Source organism: Rugamonas aquatica (assembly GCF_009380215.1).
In the GTDB taxonomy this organism is placed as follows: Bacteria; Pseudomonadota; Gammaproteobacteria; order Burkholderiales; family Burkholderiaceae_D; genus Rugamonas; species Rugamonas aquatica_B.
Genome location: NZ_WHUG01000002.1, coordinates 809,224 through 823,941, shown reverse-complemented (window position 1 = coordinate 823,941; position 14,718 = coordinate 809,224). Strand labels below are relative to the sequence as shown.

General features: G+C 63.9%; 11 protein-coding genes. 4 read left to right on the top strand and 7 right to left on the bottom strand.

Annotated elements, in window-relative coordinates; all coding sequences use genetic code 11:
- Positions 1 to 88: 88 nt before the first annotated feature.
- The 7 genes from GEV02_RS07900 to prpB form a co-directional block, all read right to left on the bottom strand.
- Entirely contained in the window at positions 89 to 1,762 is a 1,674-nt protein-coding gene (locus tag GEV02_RS07900; protein WP_152837487.1) for a cation acetate symporter, read from the bottom strand.
- Positions 1,759 to 2,067: a DUF485 domain-containing protein gene (locus GEV02_RS07895; protein WP_152837486.1), complete on the bottom strand. Its 309-nt coding sequence runs from the start codon at positions 2,065 to 2,067 to the stop codon at positions 1,759 to 1,761. The genes GEV02_RS07900 and GEV02_RS07895 overlap by 4 nt, the downstream gene beginning before the upstream one ends.
- A 66-nt stretch (positions 2,068 to 2,133) precedes the next feature.
- Positions 2,134 to 4,035 carry a propionate--CoA ligase gene (locus tag GEV02_RS07890; protein ID WP_152837485.1) on the bottom strand — a complete coding sequence of 634 codons (1,902 nt, stop codon included), beginning with the start codon at positions 4,033 to 4,035 and terminating at the stop codon, positions 2,134 to 2,136.
- A 26-nt stretch (positions 4,036 to 4,061) separates the two neighbouring features.
- Positions 4,062 to 5,252, bottom strand: coding sequence for a 2-methylaconitate cis-trans isomerase PrpF (gene prpF / locus GEV02_RS07885; protein ID WP_152837484.1), 1,191 nt, complete (start codon positions 5,250 to 5,252; stop codon positions 4,062 to 4,064).
- An 83-nt stretch (positions 5,253 to 5,335) separates the two neighbouring features.
- Positions 5,336 to 7,933, bottom strand: coding sequence for a Fe/S-dependent 2-methylisocitrate dehydratase AcnD (acnD, locus tag GEV02_RS07880; protein ID WP_152837483.1), 2,598 nt, complete (start codon positions 7,931 to 7,933; stop codon positions 5,336 to 5,338).
- Entirely contained in the window at positions 7,933 to 9,078 is a 1,146-nt protein-coding gene (gene prpC / locus GEV02_RS07875; protein ID WP_152837482.1) for a bifunctional 2-methylcitrate synthase/citrate synthase, read from the bottom strand. Before prpC ends, acnD begins: the two co-directional genes overlap by 1 nt.
- Before the next feature lie 16 nt (positions 9,079 to 9,094).
- Entirely contained in the window at positions 9,095 to 9,982 is an 888-nt protein-coding gene (prpB, locus tag GEV02_RS07870) for a methylisocitrate lyase (protein WP_008446489.1), read from the bottom strand.
- Positions 9,983 to 10,135: 153 nt separating this feature from the next.
- Between prpB and prpR the strand changes: the two genes are divergently transcribed.
- The 4 genes from prpR (at position 10,136) to GEV02_RS07850 (ending at position 14,610) form a co-directional block, all read left to right on the top strand.
- Positions 10,136 to 11,806, top strand: a complete 1,671-nt coding sequence (prpR, locus tag GEV02_RS07865; protein WP_152837481.1) for a propionate catabolism operon regulatory protein PrpR — start codon at positions 10,136 to 10,138, stop codon at positions 11,804 to 11,806.
- 132 nt (positions 11,807 to 11,938) lie between these two features.
- Positions 11,939 to 12,835, top strand: a complete 897-nt coding sequence (locus GEV02_RS07860; protein WP_152837480.1) for an alpha/beta fold hydrolase — start codon at positions 11,939 to 11,941, stop codon at positions 12,833 to 12,835.
- A gap of 6 nt (positions 12,836 to 12,841) precedes the next feature.
- Complete coding sequence (locus GEV02_RS07855) at positions 12,842 to 13,882, top strand: sensor histidine kinase (RefSeq protein WP_152837479.1); 1,041 nt, start codon at positions 12,842 to 12,844, stop codon at positions 13,880 to 13,882.
- Positions 13,882 to 14,610: a LytR/AlgR family response regulator transcription factor gene (locus GEV02_RS07850; protein WP_152837478.1), complete on the top strand. Its 729-nt coding sequence runs from the start codon at positions 13,882 to 13,884 to the stop codon at positions 14,608 to 14,610. Before GEV02_RS07855 ends, GEV02_RS07850 begins: the two co-directional genes overlap by 1 nt.
- The last annotated feature ends 108 nt before the right edge of the window (positions 14,611 to 14,718 follow it).

Here is a 14,718-nt window from a genome sequence, read left to right as displayed (position 1 = left end):
AGCCATCGCACACGCCGAGCGATACCCCTAAAAACGACAATGCCCGGCGAACCGGGCATTGCTGTCATCGGACCACTTGTCAATTCTATCAGTGAGCGGTGGCTCCGGCGGCGCCGATGCCGGTCTCGGAACGCATCTCCTGCGCCTCATAGCCGGCGCGGTCGATGCGCGCCCGCGCGCTGCGGTCCAGCATCGAGAACAACCAGATGCTGGCGAAAGCGGCCGGCATCGAGAAGATGGCCGGCGACGCATAAGGGAACAGCGCGTCCGCATGGCCCAGCACATCGACCCACACCGATTTCGACACCACGGTCAGCACCACGGCCGTGATCAGGCCGACGAAGCCGCCAATGGTGGCGCCACGCGTGGTGCAATCCTTCCACAGCACGGACATGAACAGCACCGGGAAGTTGGCCGAGGCGGCGATGGCGAAGGCCAGCGACACCATGAAGGCGATGTTCTGCTTCTCGAACACGATGCCCAGCACCACGGCGACGATGCCCAGCGCGATGGTGGTCAGGCGCGACACGTACAGCTCCTTGGCGCTGCTGGCCTTGCCCCTCTTGATAACGGTGGCATACAGGTCGTGCGACACGGCCGAAGCGCCGGACAGCGTCAGCCCGGCCACCACGGCCAGGATGGTCGCGAAGGCCACGGCCGAAATAAAGCCGAGGAAGACATTGCCGCCCACCGCCTTGGCCAGGTGGATCGCCGCCATGTTGTTCCCGCCCAGCAGTTTGCCGGCGGCGTCCTTGAACTCGGGATTGGTGCTCACCAAAACGATGGCGCCGAAGCCGATGATGAAGGTCAGCACGTAGAAGTAGGCGATCCAGCTGGTGGCCCAGAACACCGACTTGCGCGCTTCCTTCGCGCTCGGCACGGTGAAGAAGCGCATCAGGATGTGCGGCAGGCCGGCGGTGCCGAACATCAGCGCCATGCCGAACGAGATCGCCGACACAGGGTCTTTGATGAAGGTGCCGGGGCCCATGATGGCGTCCTTCTTGGCGTGCACTTCGACCGACTTGGCGAACAGCGCCTCCGGGCTGAAATTGAACTGTGCCAGCACCACGACCGCCATGAAGGTGGCGCCGCCGAGCAGCATCACGGCCTTGATGATCTGCACCCAGGTGGTGGCCGTCATGCCGCCGAACAGCACGTAGATCATCATCAGCGAACCGACCAGCACCACCGCGATCCAGTACTCAAGGCCAAACAGCAGCTTGATCAGTTGCCCCGCGCCGACCATCTGCGCGATCAGGTAGAAGGCCACCACCACCAGCGTGCCGGAAGCGGAGAAGATGCGGATAGGCGCCTGCTTGAAGCGGTAGGCCGCAACGTCGGCGAAGGTGAAGCGGCCCAGGTTGCGCAGGCGCTCCGCCATCAGGAAGGTAATCACCGGCCAGCCGACCAGGAAGCCGATGGCGTAGATCAGGCCATCGTAACCATTGAGGAACACGGCGGCGGAGATGCCGAGGAAGGAAGCCGCCGACATGTAGTCGCCGGCGATGGCCAGGCCGTTCTGGAAGCCGGTGATGCCGCCGCCGGCGGTGTAGAAGTCGGCCGCCGATTTGGTCTTGGCCGCCGCCCACTTGGTGACGAACAGCGTGAACACCACGAAGGCGCCAAACATGATGATCGCGGTCCAGTTGATGGGCTGCTTGGTCGCCTGCCCCAGGTCGGCGCCGGCCGCGAGGGCCGCGCCGCTGGCGCCCAGCAAGGTCAGCGCCGCAAACCAGCCCAGGCTGCGCTTGGCCGCGTTCATGATTGCACCCGGTCGTGGATGGCCTGGGTCAGGTCATCGAACTGCTTGTTGGCGCGGCGTACATAAAGGCCCGTCACCAGCACCGTGAACACGATCACGAACAGGCCAAGCGGCATCCCCCAGGTCATCACGCCGGCGCCAGTCTTCGACGCCAGCAGTTCCTTGTCGAAGGCGATCAGCAGGATGTAGCCGTAATAGACCAGCATCATCACCGCCGTCAGCGTCCAGCCGAAACGGGAGCGCGTCTTGACCAGCCTGTGATAGCCGGGGTCGCGCTTTATTTTTTGAACCAGATCGTCATGCATGGTGTGTCTCCTTTGTTGTTTGTCACAACAATAAACAGCGAGACTTACCGGCCCCTTACGCGCACACTATTTCGCCACACCTTCCTGCAGCACCCGTTGTATCTGCTGCAGCGACGCTGGATCTTCGATGGAAGTCAGGTCGCCGGGATTGCGCCCCTCGCAGATCGCCTGTATCGAACGGCGCAGCAGCTTGCCCGAACGCGTCTTCGGAAGTTGCGGCACGAAGTACACGCGCGATGGCCGCGCCACCGCGCCCAGCTGGCGATCGACAACGCCCAGGATCTCGCGCTCCAGCAATGCGCAAGCCTCGTCGCCGACAATGCGCGACGCATCCTTGACGATGACGAAGGCTACCGCCACCTGGCCTTTGAGCTTATCCTCCACGCCCACCACCGCCACCTCCGAAACATTGGCGTGGCTGGAGATGGACTCCTCGATCTCACGCGTACCAAGACGATGGCCGGCGACGTTGATGACGTCGTCGGTGCGGCCAAGGATGAAGTAGTAGCCATCGGCGTCGCGCACGCCCCAGTCGAAGGTCGAATACAGCTGCTGCTCGCCGCAGGCGGTCCAGTAGGTATCGACGAAGCGCTGGTCATCGCCGTACACGGTCTGCATGCAGCCCGGCGGCAGCGGGCCTTCGATCATCACCACGCCCTTCTCGTTGGCGCCGCATTCCTCGCCGGTCGATTCGTTGACCAGCTTGACCTTGTAGCCGTACATCGCCACGCCAGGACTGCCCAGCCGCGTCGGCAGGTCTTCGACGCCCTTGGCGATGGAGAGGATGGGCCAGCCGGTTTCGGTCTGCCAGTAGTTGTCGATGATGGGTACGCCCAGTTCGCCGGAGATCCATTGCGACGTGGTTTCGTCCAACGGCTCGCCGGCCAGGTACAGCGCGCGCAGCGACGACAGATCGTACTTGCGCATGAACTCAGGCGGCTGCTTGCGCAGCACGCGGATCGCCGTCGGCGCCGAGAACATGCGTGTGACCTTGTACTTCTCGACGATGCTCCACCAGATGCCCGGGTCCGGGCAGATCGGCGTGCCTTCGTACATGATGGTCGCCATGCCCGCGATCAGCGGGCCGTAGACGATGTAGGAATGGCCGACCACCCAGCCGATATCCGACGTGGCGAAGAAGGTCTCTCCGGCCTTGCTGCAGAAGTTGTACTTCATCGACGACGCCAGCGCCACCGCATAACCACCGACATCGCGCTGCACGCCCTTCGGTTTGCCGGTGGTGCCGGAGGTGTACAGGATGTAGGATGGTTCGTTCGATTCCATCCAAGTTACCGGCACGCGCGCATCGATGTGCGCGGCGCGCAGGCTGGCGTAGTCTTCGTCACGGCCGGCCACCAGATTCATGGGCGCCAGGCCGCGATCCACCAGCAGCACCTTGGCCGGCTTGGCCACGGACAGTTCGATCGCTTCGTCCAGCAGGTGCTTGTACGGGATGGCCTTGCCGTTGCGCGAACCAGCATCGGCGGAGACGACCAGCACTGGCTTGGCGTCGTCGATACGGCTGGCCAGGCTGTTGGCGGCAAAGCCGCCGAACACCACCGAGTGCACCGCGCCGATGCGGGCGCAGGCCAGCATCGCGAACGCCGCCTCGGCGATCATCGGCATGTAGATCAGCACACGGTCGCCACGGCCGACGCCCAGCGCCAGCATCACAGCGGCGCAGCGCTCCACCTCGGCCTGGAGCTCGTTGAAGCTGTAGCTGCGCTCCGTGTTGGTTTCGGTGGAGATGGCGATCAGCGCGGGCTGATCGCCCTGCGTGGCGCACCAGCGGTCCACGGCGTTGTGGCACAGGTTCGTCTGTCCGCCGACGAACCACTTGGCGAACGGAGGATGGGAATAATCCAGCACCTGCGTACATGGGGCGTTCCAATCGATGAGCGCTGCCTCGTCCTGCCAGAATTGTTCAGGCGTGACGATAGAGCGCTGATAGAAATCAGCGTAATTCATGTCTCCTCCGTTATGGTGTGTGCAGCTTAGAACGTATCGCCGGGAACCCGTACCCAACCTTCCATCAGCACGCGAGCGCTGCGGCTCATGACCGCTTTTGTTACGCTCCACTCGCCGTTCTGCTGCGTCGCCTCCGCGCCCACCCGCAGCGTGCCGGATGGATGGCCGAAGCGCACCGCATCGCGGGCGCCACCGCCGGCCGCCAGGTTGACCAGCGTGCCAGGTATCGCCGCCGCCGTGCCGATGGCAACGGCCGCAGTCCCCATCATCGCGTGGTGCAGCTTACCCATGGACATGGCGCGCACCAGCAGGTCCACATCGGTAGCGGCGACCTGCTTGCCGCTGGATGAGACGTATGGTGCAGGCTTGGCGACGAAGGCCACCTTGGGCGTATGCTGACGCGTGGCCGCATCGTCGATATGCTTGATGAGGCCCATGCGCAGCGCGCCGTGTGCGCGTATCAGTTCGAAGCGTGCCAGCGCTTTCGGATCGCTGTTGATCGCGTCCTGCAGTTCGGTGCCGAGGTAGCCGATGTCTTCGGCGTTGACGAAGATGGTCGGAATACCGGCGTTTATCATGGTCGCCTTCATCGTGCCGACGCCCGGCACTTCGAGGTCGTCGACCAGTTGGCCGGTCGGGAACATCGAACCGCCTGCGCCCTCCTCTTGCGCCGCCGGGTCCATGAACTCCAGTTGCACTTCGGCCGCCGGGAAGGTGACGCCGTCGAGTTCAAAGTCGCCGGTTTCCTGGACTTCGCCGTTGGTCATCGGTACGTGGGCGATGATGGTCTTGCCGATATTGGCCTGCCACACGCGCACCACGGCCACTCCGTCTTGCGGGATACGGGCCGGGTCCACCAGGCCACCGCTGATGGCGAACGCGCCGACGGCGGCGGACAGGTTGCCGCAGTTGCCGCTCCAGTCGACGAAGGCCTTGTCGATGGAGACCTGGCCGAACAGATAGTCGACATCGTGGTCAGGCTTGCTGCTCTTGGCCAGGATGACCGACTTGCTGGTGCTGGAGGTTGCGCCACCCATGCCGTCGATCTGCTTGCCGTACGGGTCGGGGCTGCCGATCACGCGCAGCAGCAAGGCGTCGCGCGCGGCGCCCGGCTGTTGTGCGGCTTCCGGCAAGTCCTGCAACCGGAAGAACACGCCCTTGCTGGTGCCGCCACGCATGTACGTGGCGGGGATCTTGATTTGAGGTTTATGTACCATGACATTCATCCGTTGCCGTCACTCCCGCGAAAGCGGGAGTCCATGCTGAGTATGGATTCCCGCCTGCGCGGGAATGACATGGGTTAAGCCGCTTTGGCGGATTCAAGGAAGTCCTGCGCGAAGCGCTGCAACACGCCGCCCGCTTCATAGATCGATACTTCTTCCGCCGTATCCAGGCGACAGATCACCGGCACTTCCACGCGCTCGCCGTTGCGGCGGTTGACTACCAGCGTCAGCGTCGAACGCGGCGTGCGCTCGCCGATCACGTCATAGCTTTCGGTGCCGTCCAGCGCCAGCGTCAAGCGGTTCACGCCCGGCTGGAACTCCAGCGGCAGCACGCCCATGCCGACCAGATTGGTGCGGTGGATACGTTCGAAGCCCTCGGCCACAATCGCCTCCACACCGGCCAGACGCACGCCCTTGGCCGCCCAGTCACGCGACGAGCCCTGGCCGTAGTCGGCGCCGGCGATCACGATCAGCGACTGTTTGCGTTCCATGTAGGTCTCGATGGCTTCCCACATGCGGGTGACTTTGCCTTCCGGCTCAACGCGCGCCAGCGAACCGGCTTTGACCTTGCCGTCCGCATCGCGCACCATCTCGTTCTTCAGCGTCGGATTGGCGAAGGTGGCGCGTTGCGCGGTCAGGTGGTCGCCGCGGTGGGTGGCGTAGGAGTTGAAGTCCTCTTCCGGCAAGCCCATTTTCGCCAGGTATTCGCCGGCAGCACTGTTCAACATGATGGCGTTGGACGGCGACAGGTGGTCGGTGGTGATGTTATCGCCCAGGACCGCCAGCGGCAGCATGCCTTTCAGCGGACGAGCGCCAGCCAGCGCGCCTTCCCAGTACGGCGGACGGCGGATGTAGGTGGTCTGCGGACGCCAGTCGTACAGCGGTTTCACTTTGACGCCGTCGTCTTCCTGCTTGGCGAACATCGGGATGTAGACCTTGTTGTACTGAGCCGGCTTGACGCTGGACGCGACCAGCGCGTCGATCTCTTCGTCGGTCGGCCAGATATCCTTCAGCGTGACCGGCTGGCCGTTGCTGTCGATGCCCAGCACGTCCTTCTCGATATCGAAGCGGATCGTACCGGCGATGGCGTAGGCCACCACCAGCGGTGGCGAAGCCAGGAAGGCCTGCTTGGCGTACGGGTGGATACGGCCGTCGAAGTTGCGGTTACCCGACAACACAGCGGTGGCGTACAGATCGCGGTCGATCACTTCTTTCTGGATCACCGGATCGAGCGCGCCGGACATGCCGTTGCAGGTGGTGCACGCGTAAGCGACCACGCCAAAACCCAGCTGCTCCAGCTCAGGCATCAGACCCGCTTCTTCCAGATACAGCGTCACGGTCTTGGAGCCGGGCGCCAGCGAGCTTTTCACCCAAGGCTTGCGGGTCAGGCCGCGCGCGTTGGCGTTACGCGCCAGCAGGCCTGCCGCGACCATGTTGCGCGGGTTGTTGGTGTTGGTGCAGCTGGTGATGGCGGCGATGATGACGGCGCCGTCAGGCATCAGGCCAGGTTCGTTTTCCACCACGCCGCTGATGCCGCGCGCGGCCAGCTCGGAAGTCGGTACGCGGTTGTGCGGATTCGACGGACCGGCGATCGTGCGGACCACCGACGACAGGTCGAACTTCAACACGCGCTCGTACTCGGCGGTCTTCAGGGCTTCGCCCCACAGGCCGGTTTCTTTCGCGTAGGTCTCCACCAGCTTGACCAGTTCATCATCGCGGCCGGTCAGCTTCAGGTACTTGATGGTTTGCTCGTCGATGTAGAACATCGCGGCGGTGGAGCCGTACTCCGGCGCCATGTTGGAAATGGTCGCGCGGTCGCCCAGCGTCAGGTGCGAAGCGCCCTCGCCGAAGAACTCCAGGTAGGACGAAACAACCTTCTGCTTGCGCAGGAATTCGGTCAGCGCCAGCACGGTGTCGGTGGCGGTGATGCCGGCTTGCGGCTTGCCCGTCAGTTCAACGCCAATGATGTCCGGCAGGCGCATCCACGATGCGCGGCCCAGCATCACGCTCTCCGCTTCCAGGCCGCCGACGCCGATGGCGATCACGCCCAGCGCATCGACCATCGGCGTGTGCGAATCGGTGCCGACCAGCGTATCCGGGAAGGCCACGCCGTCCACAGCCTGAATCACCGGCGACATGCGTTCCAGATTGATCTGGTGCAGGATGCCGTTACCCGGCGGGATCACGTCGACGTTCTTGAACGCCTTCTTGGTCCAGTTGATGAAATCGAAGCGGTCTTCGTTGCGGCGGTCTTCGATGGCGCGGTTCTTGTCGAAGGCATCCGGATCGAAGCCGCCGCATTCCACGGCCAGCGAGTGGTCGACCACCAGCTGGGTAGGCACTACCGGGTTGACCAGCGCAGGATCGCCGCCTTGCAGCGCGATGGCGTCGCGCAGGCCGGCCAGGTCGACCAGCGCGGTCTGGCCCAGGATGTCGTGGCAGACCACGCGGGCCGGGAACCATGGGAAGTCCAGGTCGCGCTTGCGCTCGATCAGCTGCGACAGCGAAGCATTCAGCGTCGCAGGATCGCAGCGGCGCACCAGATTCTCAGCCAGTACGCGCGAGGTGTACGGCAGTTTGGCCCAGGCGCCTGGCTGGATCGCGTCGACAGCGGCGCGCGCGTCGAAGTAATCGAGCTTGGTGCCCGGCAGGGATTTACGGAATTGGGTGTTCATTATTTGCGGTCCTTGATCGGGACGAACTTCAGGTCTTCAGGTCCGACGTAGTTCGCGCTTGGACGAATGATCTTGTTGTCGATGCGCTGTTCGATGATGTGCGCGGCCCAGCCGGAGGTGCGCGAGATGACGAACAGCGGCGTGAACATCGCGGTCGGCACACCCATCATGTGGTACGAGACGGCCGAGAACCAGTCCAGGTTCGGGAACATCTTCTTGATGTCCCACATGACGGTTTCCAGGCGTTCGGCGATGTCGAACATCTTCATCGAGCCGGCTTCCTGCGACAGCTTGCGCGCCACTTCCTTGATGACGACGTTGCGCGGATCGGAGATGGTGTACACCGGATGGCCGAAGCCGATCACGACTTCCTTGTTGGCGACGCGGTTGCGGATGTCCGCTTCGGCTTCGTCGGCGTTTTCGTAGCGCTTCTGGATCTCGAAGGCGAATTCATTGGCGCCGCCGTGTTTAGGGCCGCGCAGCGCGCCGATCGCGCCGGTGATGGCGGAGTGGATGTCCGAACCCGTGCCGGCGATGACGCGGCTGGTGAAGGTGGAGGCGTTGAACTCGTGTTCCGCGTACAGGATCAGCGAGGTGTGCATCGCCTGCACCCAGCTCTCGGACGGCTTCTCGCCGTGCAGCAGGTGCAGGAAGTGGCCGCCGATAGAGTCGTCGTCGGTTTCCACGTCGATGCGTTTGCCGTTATGGCTGAAGTGGTACCAGTACAGCAGCATCGAGCCGAAGGAAGCCATCAGACGGTCGGCGATGTCGCGCGCGCCCGGTACGTTGTGGTCGTCCTTTTCCGGCAGCGTGCAGCCGAGGACCGAGACGCCGGTGCGCATCACGTCCATCGGGTGTGCCGATGCGGGCAGTGCTTCCAGCGCGGACTTCAGCGCTTGCGGTAGGCCGCGCAGCGAGCGCAGTTTGGCTTTGTAGCCTTTCAGCTCGGCGGCATTCGGCAGCTTGCCGTGCACCAGCAGGTAGGCGATTTCTTCGAACTCGCAGGTGTTGGCGACATCGAGGATGTCGTAGCCACGGTAGTGCAGGTCGTTGCCGGTTTTGCCGACGGAGCACAGTGCGGTGTTACCGGCGGTGACGCCGGACAGGGCGACGGATTTTTTTGGTTTGAAGGTGGCTTCGGTCATTTTATGGGTCTCCTGATTATTTCTTCTGTGCGGCGAACAGTGCGTCCAGCTTCTGCTCGAAGCTGTGGTAGTTGATGCGTTCATACAGTTCGGCGCGGGTCTGCATGGTGTCGAGTACATTCTGCTGCGTGCCGTCGCGGCGGATCGCGCCGTAGACGTTTTCCGCAGCCTTGTTCATGGCGCGGAAGGCCGACAGCGGATACAGCACCAGGCCCACATCGGCGCTGCGCAGTTCATCCACGGTGAACAGCGGCGTTGAGCCGAATTCGGTGATGTTGGCCAGTACCGGCACCTTGACGGCGGCGGCGAATTTTTTATACATATCGAGGCTGATCATCGCTTCCGGGAAGATCATGTCGGCGCCCGCTTCCACGCAAGCGACGGCGCGTTCGATGGCGGCGTCCAGGCCTTCGACGGCCAGCGCGTCGGTGCGGGCCATGATGACGAAGTTCTCATCGGTGCGCGCATCGACGGCGGCGCTGATGCGGTCGACCATCTCCTGCTTGGTGACGATCTCCTTGCCCGGGCGGTGGCCGCAGCGCTTGGCGCCGACCTGGTCTTCGATGTGCATGGCGGCGGCGCCGAACTTAATCATGGACTTGACGGTGCGCGCCACGTTGAAGGCGGAGGCGCCGAAGCCGGTATCGACATCGACCAGCAGCGGCAGGTCGCACACGTCGGTGATGCGGCGCACGTCGGTCAGCACGTCGTCCAGGTTGGAAATGCCCAGGTCCGGCAGGCCGAGCGAGCCCGCCGCCACGCCGCCGCCCGACAGGTAGATCGCCTTGAAGCCGGCGCGCTTGGCCAGCAAGGCGTGGTTGGCGTTGATCGCGCCGACTACCTGCAACGGGGATTCTTCCTGGACGGCTTTGCGGAACGCGGCGCCTGCGGAGTATTGAGTCATGGGGTTACCTTTCAATGTTGCGATGAAGTTGCGGGAGTTATTGCAAGGGGCGTGCCAGATAAGCACCCTATACAAATCAACAACTTACGGCAATTAGACGTTTCACAGGTGTTTCATTTTGAAACATCGAAACATATGAACTACAATTGAAACATGCGCCATTCCACTCCCCTGCCCTTCGACGTCAACGACAAACCGGTGATCTGGACGGTTTCCGTCTCGCGCCTGTACGACCTGTTCCGCGACATCACGCTGGAATACGACGACCTGGCCACCATCGAACCGATCAACCTCGGTTTCGACGAAGCGGCCCGCCACATCCGCGAGCGCATGGCCACCGAGCGTTGCGACGCCGTTATCGCCGCCGGTTCCAACGCGGCGTATCTGAAGGGGCGTCTGTCGGTGCCGGTGGTGATCGCCAAGTTCAGCGGCTTCGATGTGATGCAGGCACTGGCGCGTGCGCGGCGCGTGTCGGACCGCATCGGCATCGTCACTTATCAGGAGCGCTTGCCGGAGCTGGCCGAATTCGCAGGCACCTTCGGCTTCGATGTCGAACAGCGCACCTACGCCACCGAAGAAGATGCGCGCGCCCAGATCAACGACCTGAAAGCGTCGGGCATCAAGGCCATCGTCGGCGCCGGCCTGATTACCGACCTGGCCGAGGAAGCGGGATTGACCGGCGTGTTTGTCTACTCGGCCGCCTCGATCCGCCACGCCTTCGACGACGCGCTGGAGATGGCGCGGCTGGCGCAGCTGGAATCGAACCGCAGCCGCACGCGCGGCGCCGTGGTGGCGGACACGCTGCGCGCCAAGCACGGCATCAACGACCTGCGCGGCGATTCGGAAGCGATGGAGTCGTTGCGCCAGTCCGTGCTGCTGTACGCGAAGTCCCCCGCCACGGTGCTGATACAGGGCGAGACCGGCTGCGGCAAGGAGCTGGTGGCGCAGGCTATCCACCGCGAGAGCCCGCGCACGCTGGGCCAGAACCGCCCCTTCGTCGCCGTCAATTGCGGCGCGATCGCGGAATCGCTGCTGGAGTCCGAACTGTTCGGCCACGAGGAAGGCGCTTTCACCGGTGCGCGGCGCGGCGGCCATGCGGGCTTGTTCGAAGCGGCCAATCGCGGCACGCTGTTCCTCGACGAGATAGGCGAGATGCCGTTGACGCTGCAAACCCGCTTGCTGCGCGTGCTGGAAGAGCGCGAGGTGGTGCGCGTGGGCGGCACGCGGCCTATCGCGGTCAACGTGCGCATCATCAGCGCCACCCACTGCGATCTGGAGCAGCGCGTGCGCGAGGGCCGCTTCCGCGCCGACCTGTTCTACCGGCTGGCGGTGCTGCGCTTGTCGCTGCCGCCGCTGCGCGCTCGGCAGGAGGACGTGATGACGCTGGCCGAATGGTCGCTGAAGAATGCGCTGGCGTCGCTGGGTGCGCGGCCGCATCCCAATTTGCACGCCGAGATGGCGGCCTGCGCGCCGCTGCTGCAGCGCTACGACTGGCCCGGCAATGTGCGCGAGCTGCGCAACCTGGCCGAGCGCCTGGCGCTGTTCCTCGCCGCCGAGCCACTGCAGGCTTTGACGCCGGCCTTCGTGCTCAGCGTGGCGCCGGAGCTGGCGGCGCGCGCAGCGCCGCTACCCGGTGGCTCCGGCCTCGCCACGGCTAGCGCCTCCGGTGCCACCGCGTCCGCACTGCCCGCCGTCCGTCCATCCGCCGAAAGCATCAGCTCCGTGCTGGCCCGCTTCGGCGGCCGCCGCGACGCCGCCGCTGACTATCTCGGCATCAGCCGCACCACACTCTGGCGCAAGCTGCGCGCCGAAACCGGCGAATAAGCCTGCGGGGGTGCACCGGTACTGCGCGGCTACCGCTCATCCCTGCCAAAAAACCGTTCATCCAGTAGTCGTCGCCGGCGTCGTTCCGCGGCGATAGCATGGCCTCACTTACTGACAACAACGGAGGTCAACATGCAACGCTCGCTCGTCCAACGTATCGCCACCATCACCGCCAGCCTGGCCCTGGCTTACGCCGCCGCACCGGCCGTTGCCGCCGGCAGCGCCGCAGCCTCCGCCCATCCTGCCTTCAAGGTGGAAGTCACCGGCAAGGGAGCACCCGTGATCCTGATCCCAGGCCTGGCCTCGTCCGGCGAAGTATGGGACGGCACCGTCGCCCATTACTGCGGCAACCGCCAGTGCCACGTCGTCACCCTGGCCGGATTCGCTGGCGTGCCCGCCATCGAAGGCCCGCTGCTGCCGGCTGTTGAGCAGCAGCTGAGCGACTACATCGCCGTCAACAAATTCGACCACCCCATCGTCATCGGCCACAGCCTGGGCGGCTTCCTCGGCATGAAGCTGGCCGCCGACCATCCAGACCAGGTGGGTCGTTTGATTATCGTCGACACGCTGCCGGCACTGGCGGCGATTCAGATGCCCAGCATTACCGCTCCGCAGATGAAGGAAATGGCCGCAAGCATGCGCGCCCGCATGGAATCCATGGACCCAGAATCCTACCGCGCCAACCAGCTCAAGACGCTGCGCACCATGATTACAAAACAGGAAGACATCGACCGCGCCGCCGGCTGGGGCAAGCTGTCCGACCACGCCACCGTCATCAACGCCATGACCGAAATGATGAGCGAAGACCTGCGCACGGAAGTAAGCCGCATCAAGTCGCCGACACTGGTGCTGGGCGCCTGGTACGCCTACAAGGACTATGGCACCAAGCCGATGTTCGAACAGATGTACAAGAGCCAGTACCAGCAGCTGCCCAACGTGAAGGTGGAGCTTGCGGACACCGCCCGCCACTTCATCATGTACGACGATCCGGCCTGGATGTATGATCGCATCGATAACTTTTTAAAATAATCCATCATGACCAACGACCGTCCACTGCTCGCCCGCCTGAACTGGTACTGGCTGTTCCAGCTGGCCGGCTGGCTGTTCCTGCCGCTGCTGCTGATCGCCATGACGCCAGGCGACAGCCACACCCCGCGCATGCTCGGCATTTCGTTCTGGGGTGTGGTGGCGGGCCTGATCATCTCGGACACCTGGCACCGGCTGCTCAAGCGCCAGATCCGCAACGGCGTGCGGGTGGGCTGGAAGGCCATCATGGTGGCGATCCTGGTATTGGGCGTCATCCATACCGCCGTGCAGACGGTCGGCTACATGGTCATCAAGCCTTTCGGCGAAGTGCACGGCGTGTACTGGGTGCCGGGCGCGCTGATGTTCTGGTGGGGAGTTTATCTGGTGTGGAACACCTTCTACATGGCGGTGCTGTCGCTGCGCCGCGCCAACCGCTTCGAGCAGGAGGCGCTGCGGCTGGAGATCAGCGCCAAGGACGCCGAGCTGCGCGCCTTGCAGGCGCAGGTCAATCCGCATTTTTTCTTCAACAGCATGAACAGCGTGCGCGCGCTGATTTATGAAGACCAGAACGCCGCCGCGCAGATGATCGATCAACTGGCCAGCGTGATGCGCTACGCGCTGCAATCGGGCCAGAACGATACGGTGCCGCTGGCGGCGGAGATCGAAGCCGTGCAGGCCTATCTGGCGATCGAGAAGATCCGCTTCGAGGAGCGCATGCGGGTCAGCGTGGAGATCGGCCTGGGCCTGGATCAGGTGCGCATTCCGCCGATGGCCTTGCAGACGCTGGTGGAAAACGCCGTCAAGTACGGCGTCGAGACCAGCCCCACGGGCAGCGAGATCCGCATCCGTGCGCAGCGCATGGACGATGGCAAAATCCATATCGAGATCGCCAACCTCGGCGCGATTCTGCCGTTCGCAAACTCCACCAAGGTTGGCCTGGTCAACACCCGCAAGCGTTTGGCGCTGGCGCTGGGTTCCAACGCCAGCCTGGATCTGACTGAAAACAGTGGCTGGGTACGCGCCACGCTGACTTTACCGGAGGCCGCGTAATGCGCGCACTGCTGATCGACGACGAACGCCTGGCGCGCGCAGAGCTGCGCCGTTTGCTGGCGGCCCACCCTGAAGTAGAAATCGTCGGCGAGGCCGTCAACGCGGCCGATGGCATCCAGCAGATCACCGCGCTCAAACCGGACCTGGTATTCCTCGACGTGCAGATGCCGGGCGGTAGCGGCTTCGACATGCTGGCCGCGCTGGAGGAAGCGCCGGAGGTGATCTTCACCACCGCGTTCGACCAGTACGCGTTGCAGGCCTTCGAAGTGAATGCGCTGGACTATCTGCAAAAACCGATCCAGGCGGCGCGCATGGCCGCGGCCTTGCAGCGCTGCGCCTTGCGCCACAGCCGCGCGCTGGCGTATGCGGCGGCCGGCGTACCGGCCGTGGCGCCGACGGCGGCCAGGAAGCTGTTCATCAAGGATGGGGAGCGATGCTGGTTCGTCGGCTTGCAGGACGTGCGCTTGTTCGAATCGGACGGCAATTACACGCGGGTCTACTTCGACCATCACAAGCCGCTGATGCTACGGTCCCTGAACCAGCTGGAGGACAGGCTGGATCCGCAACGCTTCTTCCGCGCCAGCCGCCGCCACATCGTCAACCTGGACTATGTCGAGCAAGTCACGCCCAACGACGCGGGAGGCCTGGACCTGCTGCTGCGCGACGACCTCGAAGTAGAAGTCTCGCGCCGCCGCGCCGCGCAATTCAAAAGTCTGGCCAGCTTGTAGGGCAACGCTGAGTACATACCGACTAAGTAATCACGACTTTCGATCGGAACTTTCTTCGACAGGGCCCATCTAACCCCTTGGGGCATGCGTCGATGGCCGCAAGTACCC

Coding starts and splice junctions, on each gene's coding strand:
- GEV02_RS07900 (WP_152837487.1), bottom strand. CDS start 1,762: ATGAACGCGGCCAAGCGCAGCCTGGGCTGGTTTGCGGCGCTGACCTTG.
- GEV02_RS07895 (WP_152837486.1), bottom strand. CDS start 2,067: ATGCATGACGATCTGGTTCAAAAAATAAAGCGCGACCCCGGCTATCAC.
- GEV02_RS07890 (WP_152837485.1), bottom strand. CDS start 4,035: ATGAATTACGCTGATTTCTATCAGCGCTCTATCGTCACGCCTGAACAA.
- prpF (WP_152837484.1), bottom strand. CDS start 5,252: ATGGTACATAAACCTCAAATCAAGATCCCCGCCACGTACATGCGTGGC.
- acnD (WP_152837483.1), bottom strand. CDS start 7,933: ATGAACACCCAATTCCGTAAATCCCTGCCGGGCACCAAGCTCGATTAC.
- prpC (WP_152837482.1), bottom strand. CDS start 9,078: ATGACCGAAGCCACCTTCAAACCAAAAAAATCCGTCGCCCTGTCCGGC.
- prpB (WP_008446489.1), bottom strand. CDS start 9,982: ATGACTCAATACTCCGCAGGCGCCGCGTTCCGCAAAGCCGTCCAGGAA.
- prpR (WP_152837481.1), top strand. CDS start 10,136: ATGCGCCATTCCACTCCCCTGCCCTTCGACGTCAACGACAAACCGGTG.
- GEV02_RS07860 (WP_152837480.1), top strand. CDS start 11,939: ATGCAACGCTCGCTCGTCCAACGTATCGCCACCATCACCGCCAGCCTG.
- GEV02_RS07855 (WP_152837479.1), top strand. CDS start 12,842: ATGACCAACGACCGTCCACTGCTCGCCCGCCTGAACTGGTACTGGCTG.
- GEV02_RS07850 (WP_152837478.1), top strand. CDS start 13,882: ATGCGCGCACTGCTGATCGACGACGAACGCCTGGCGCGCGCAGAGCTG.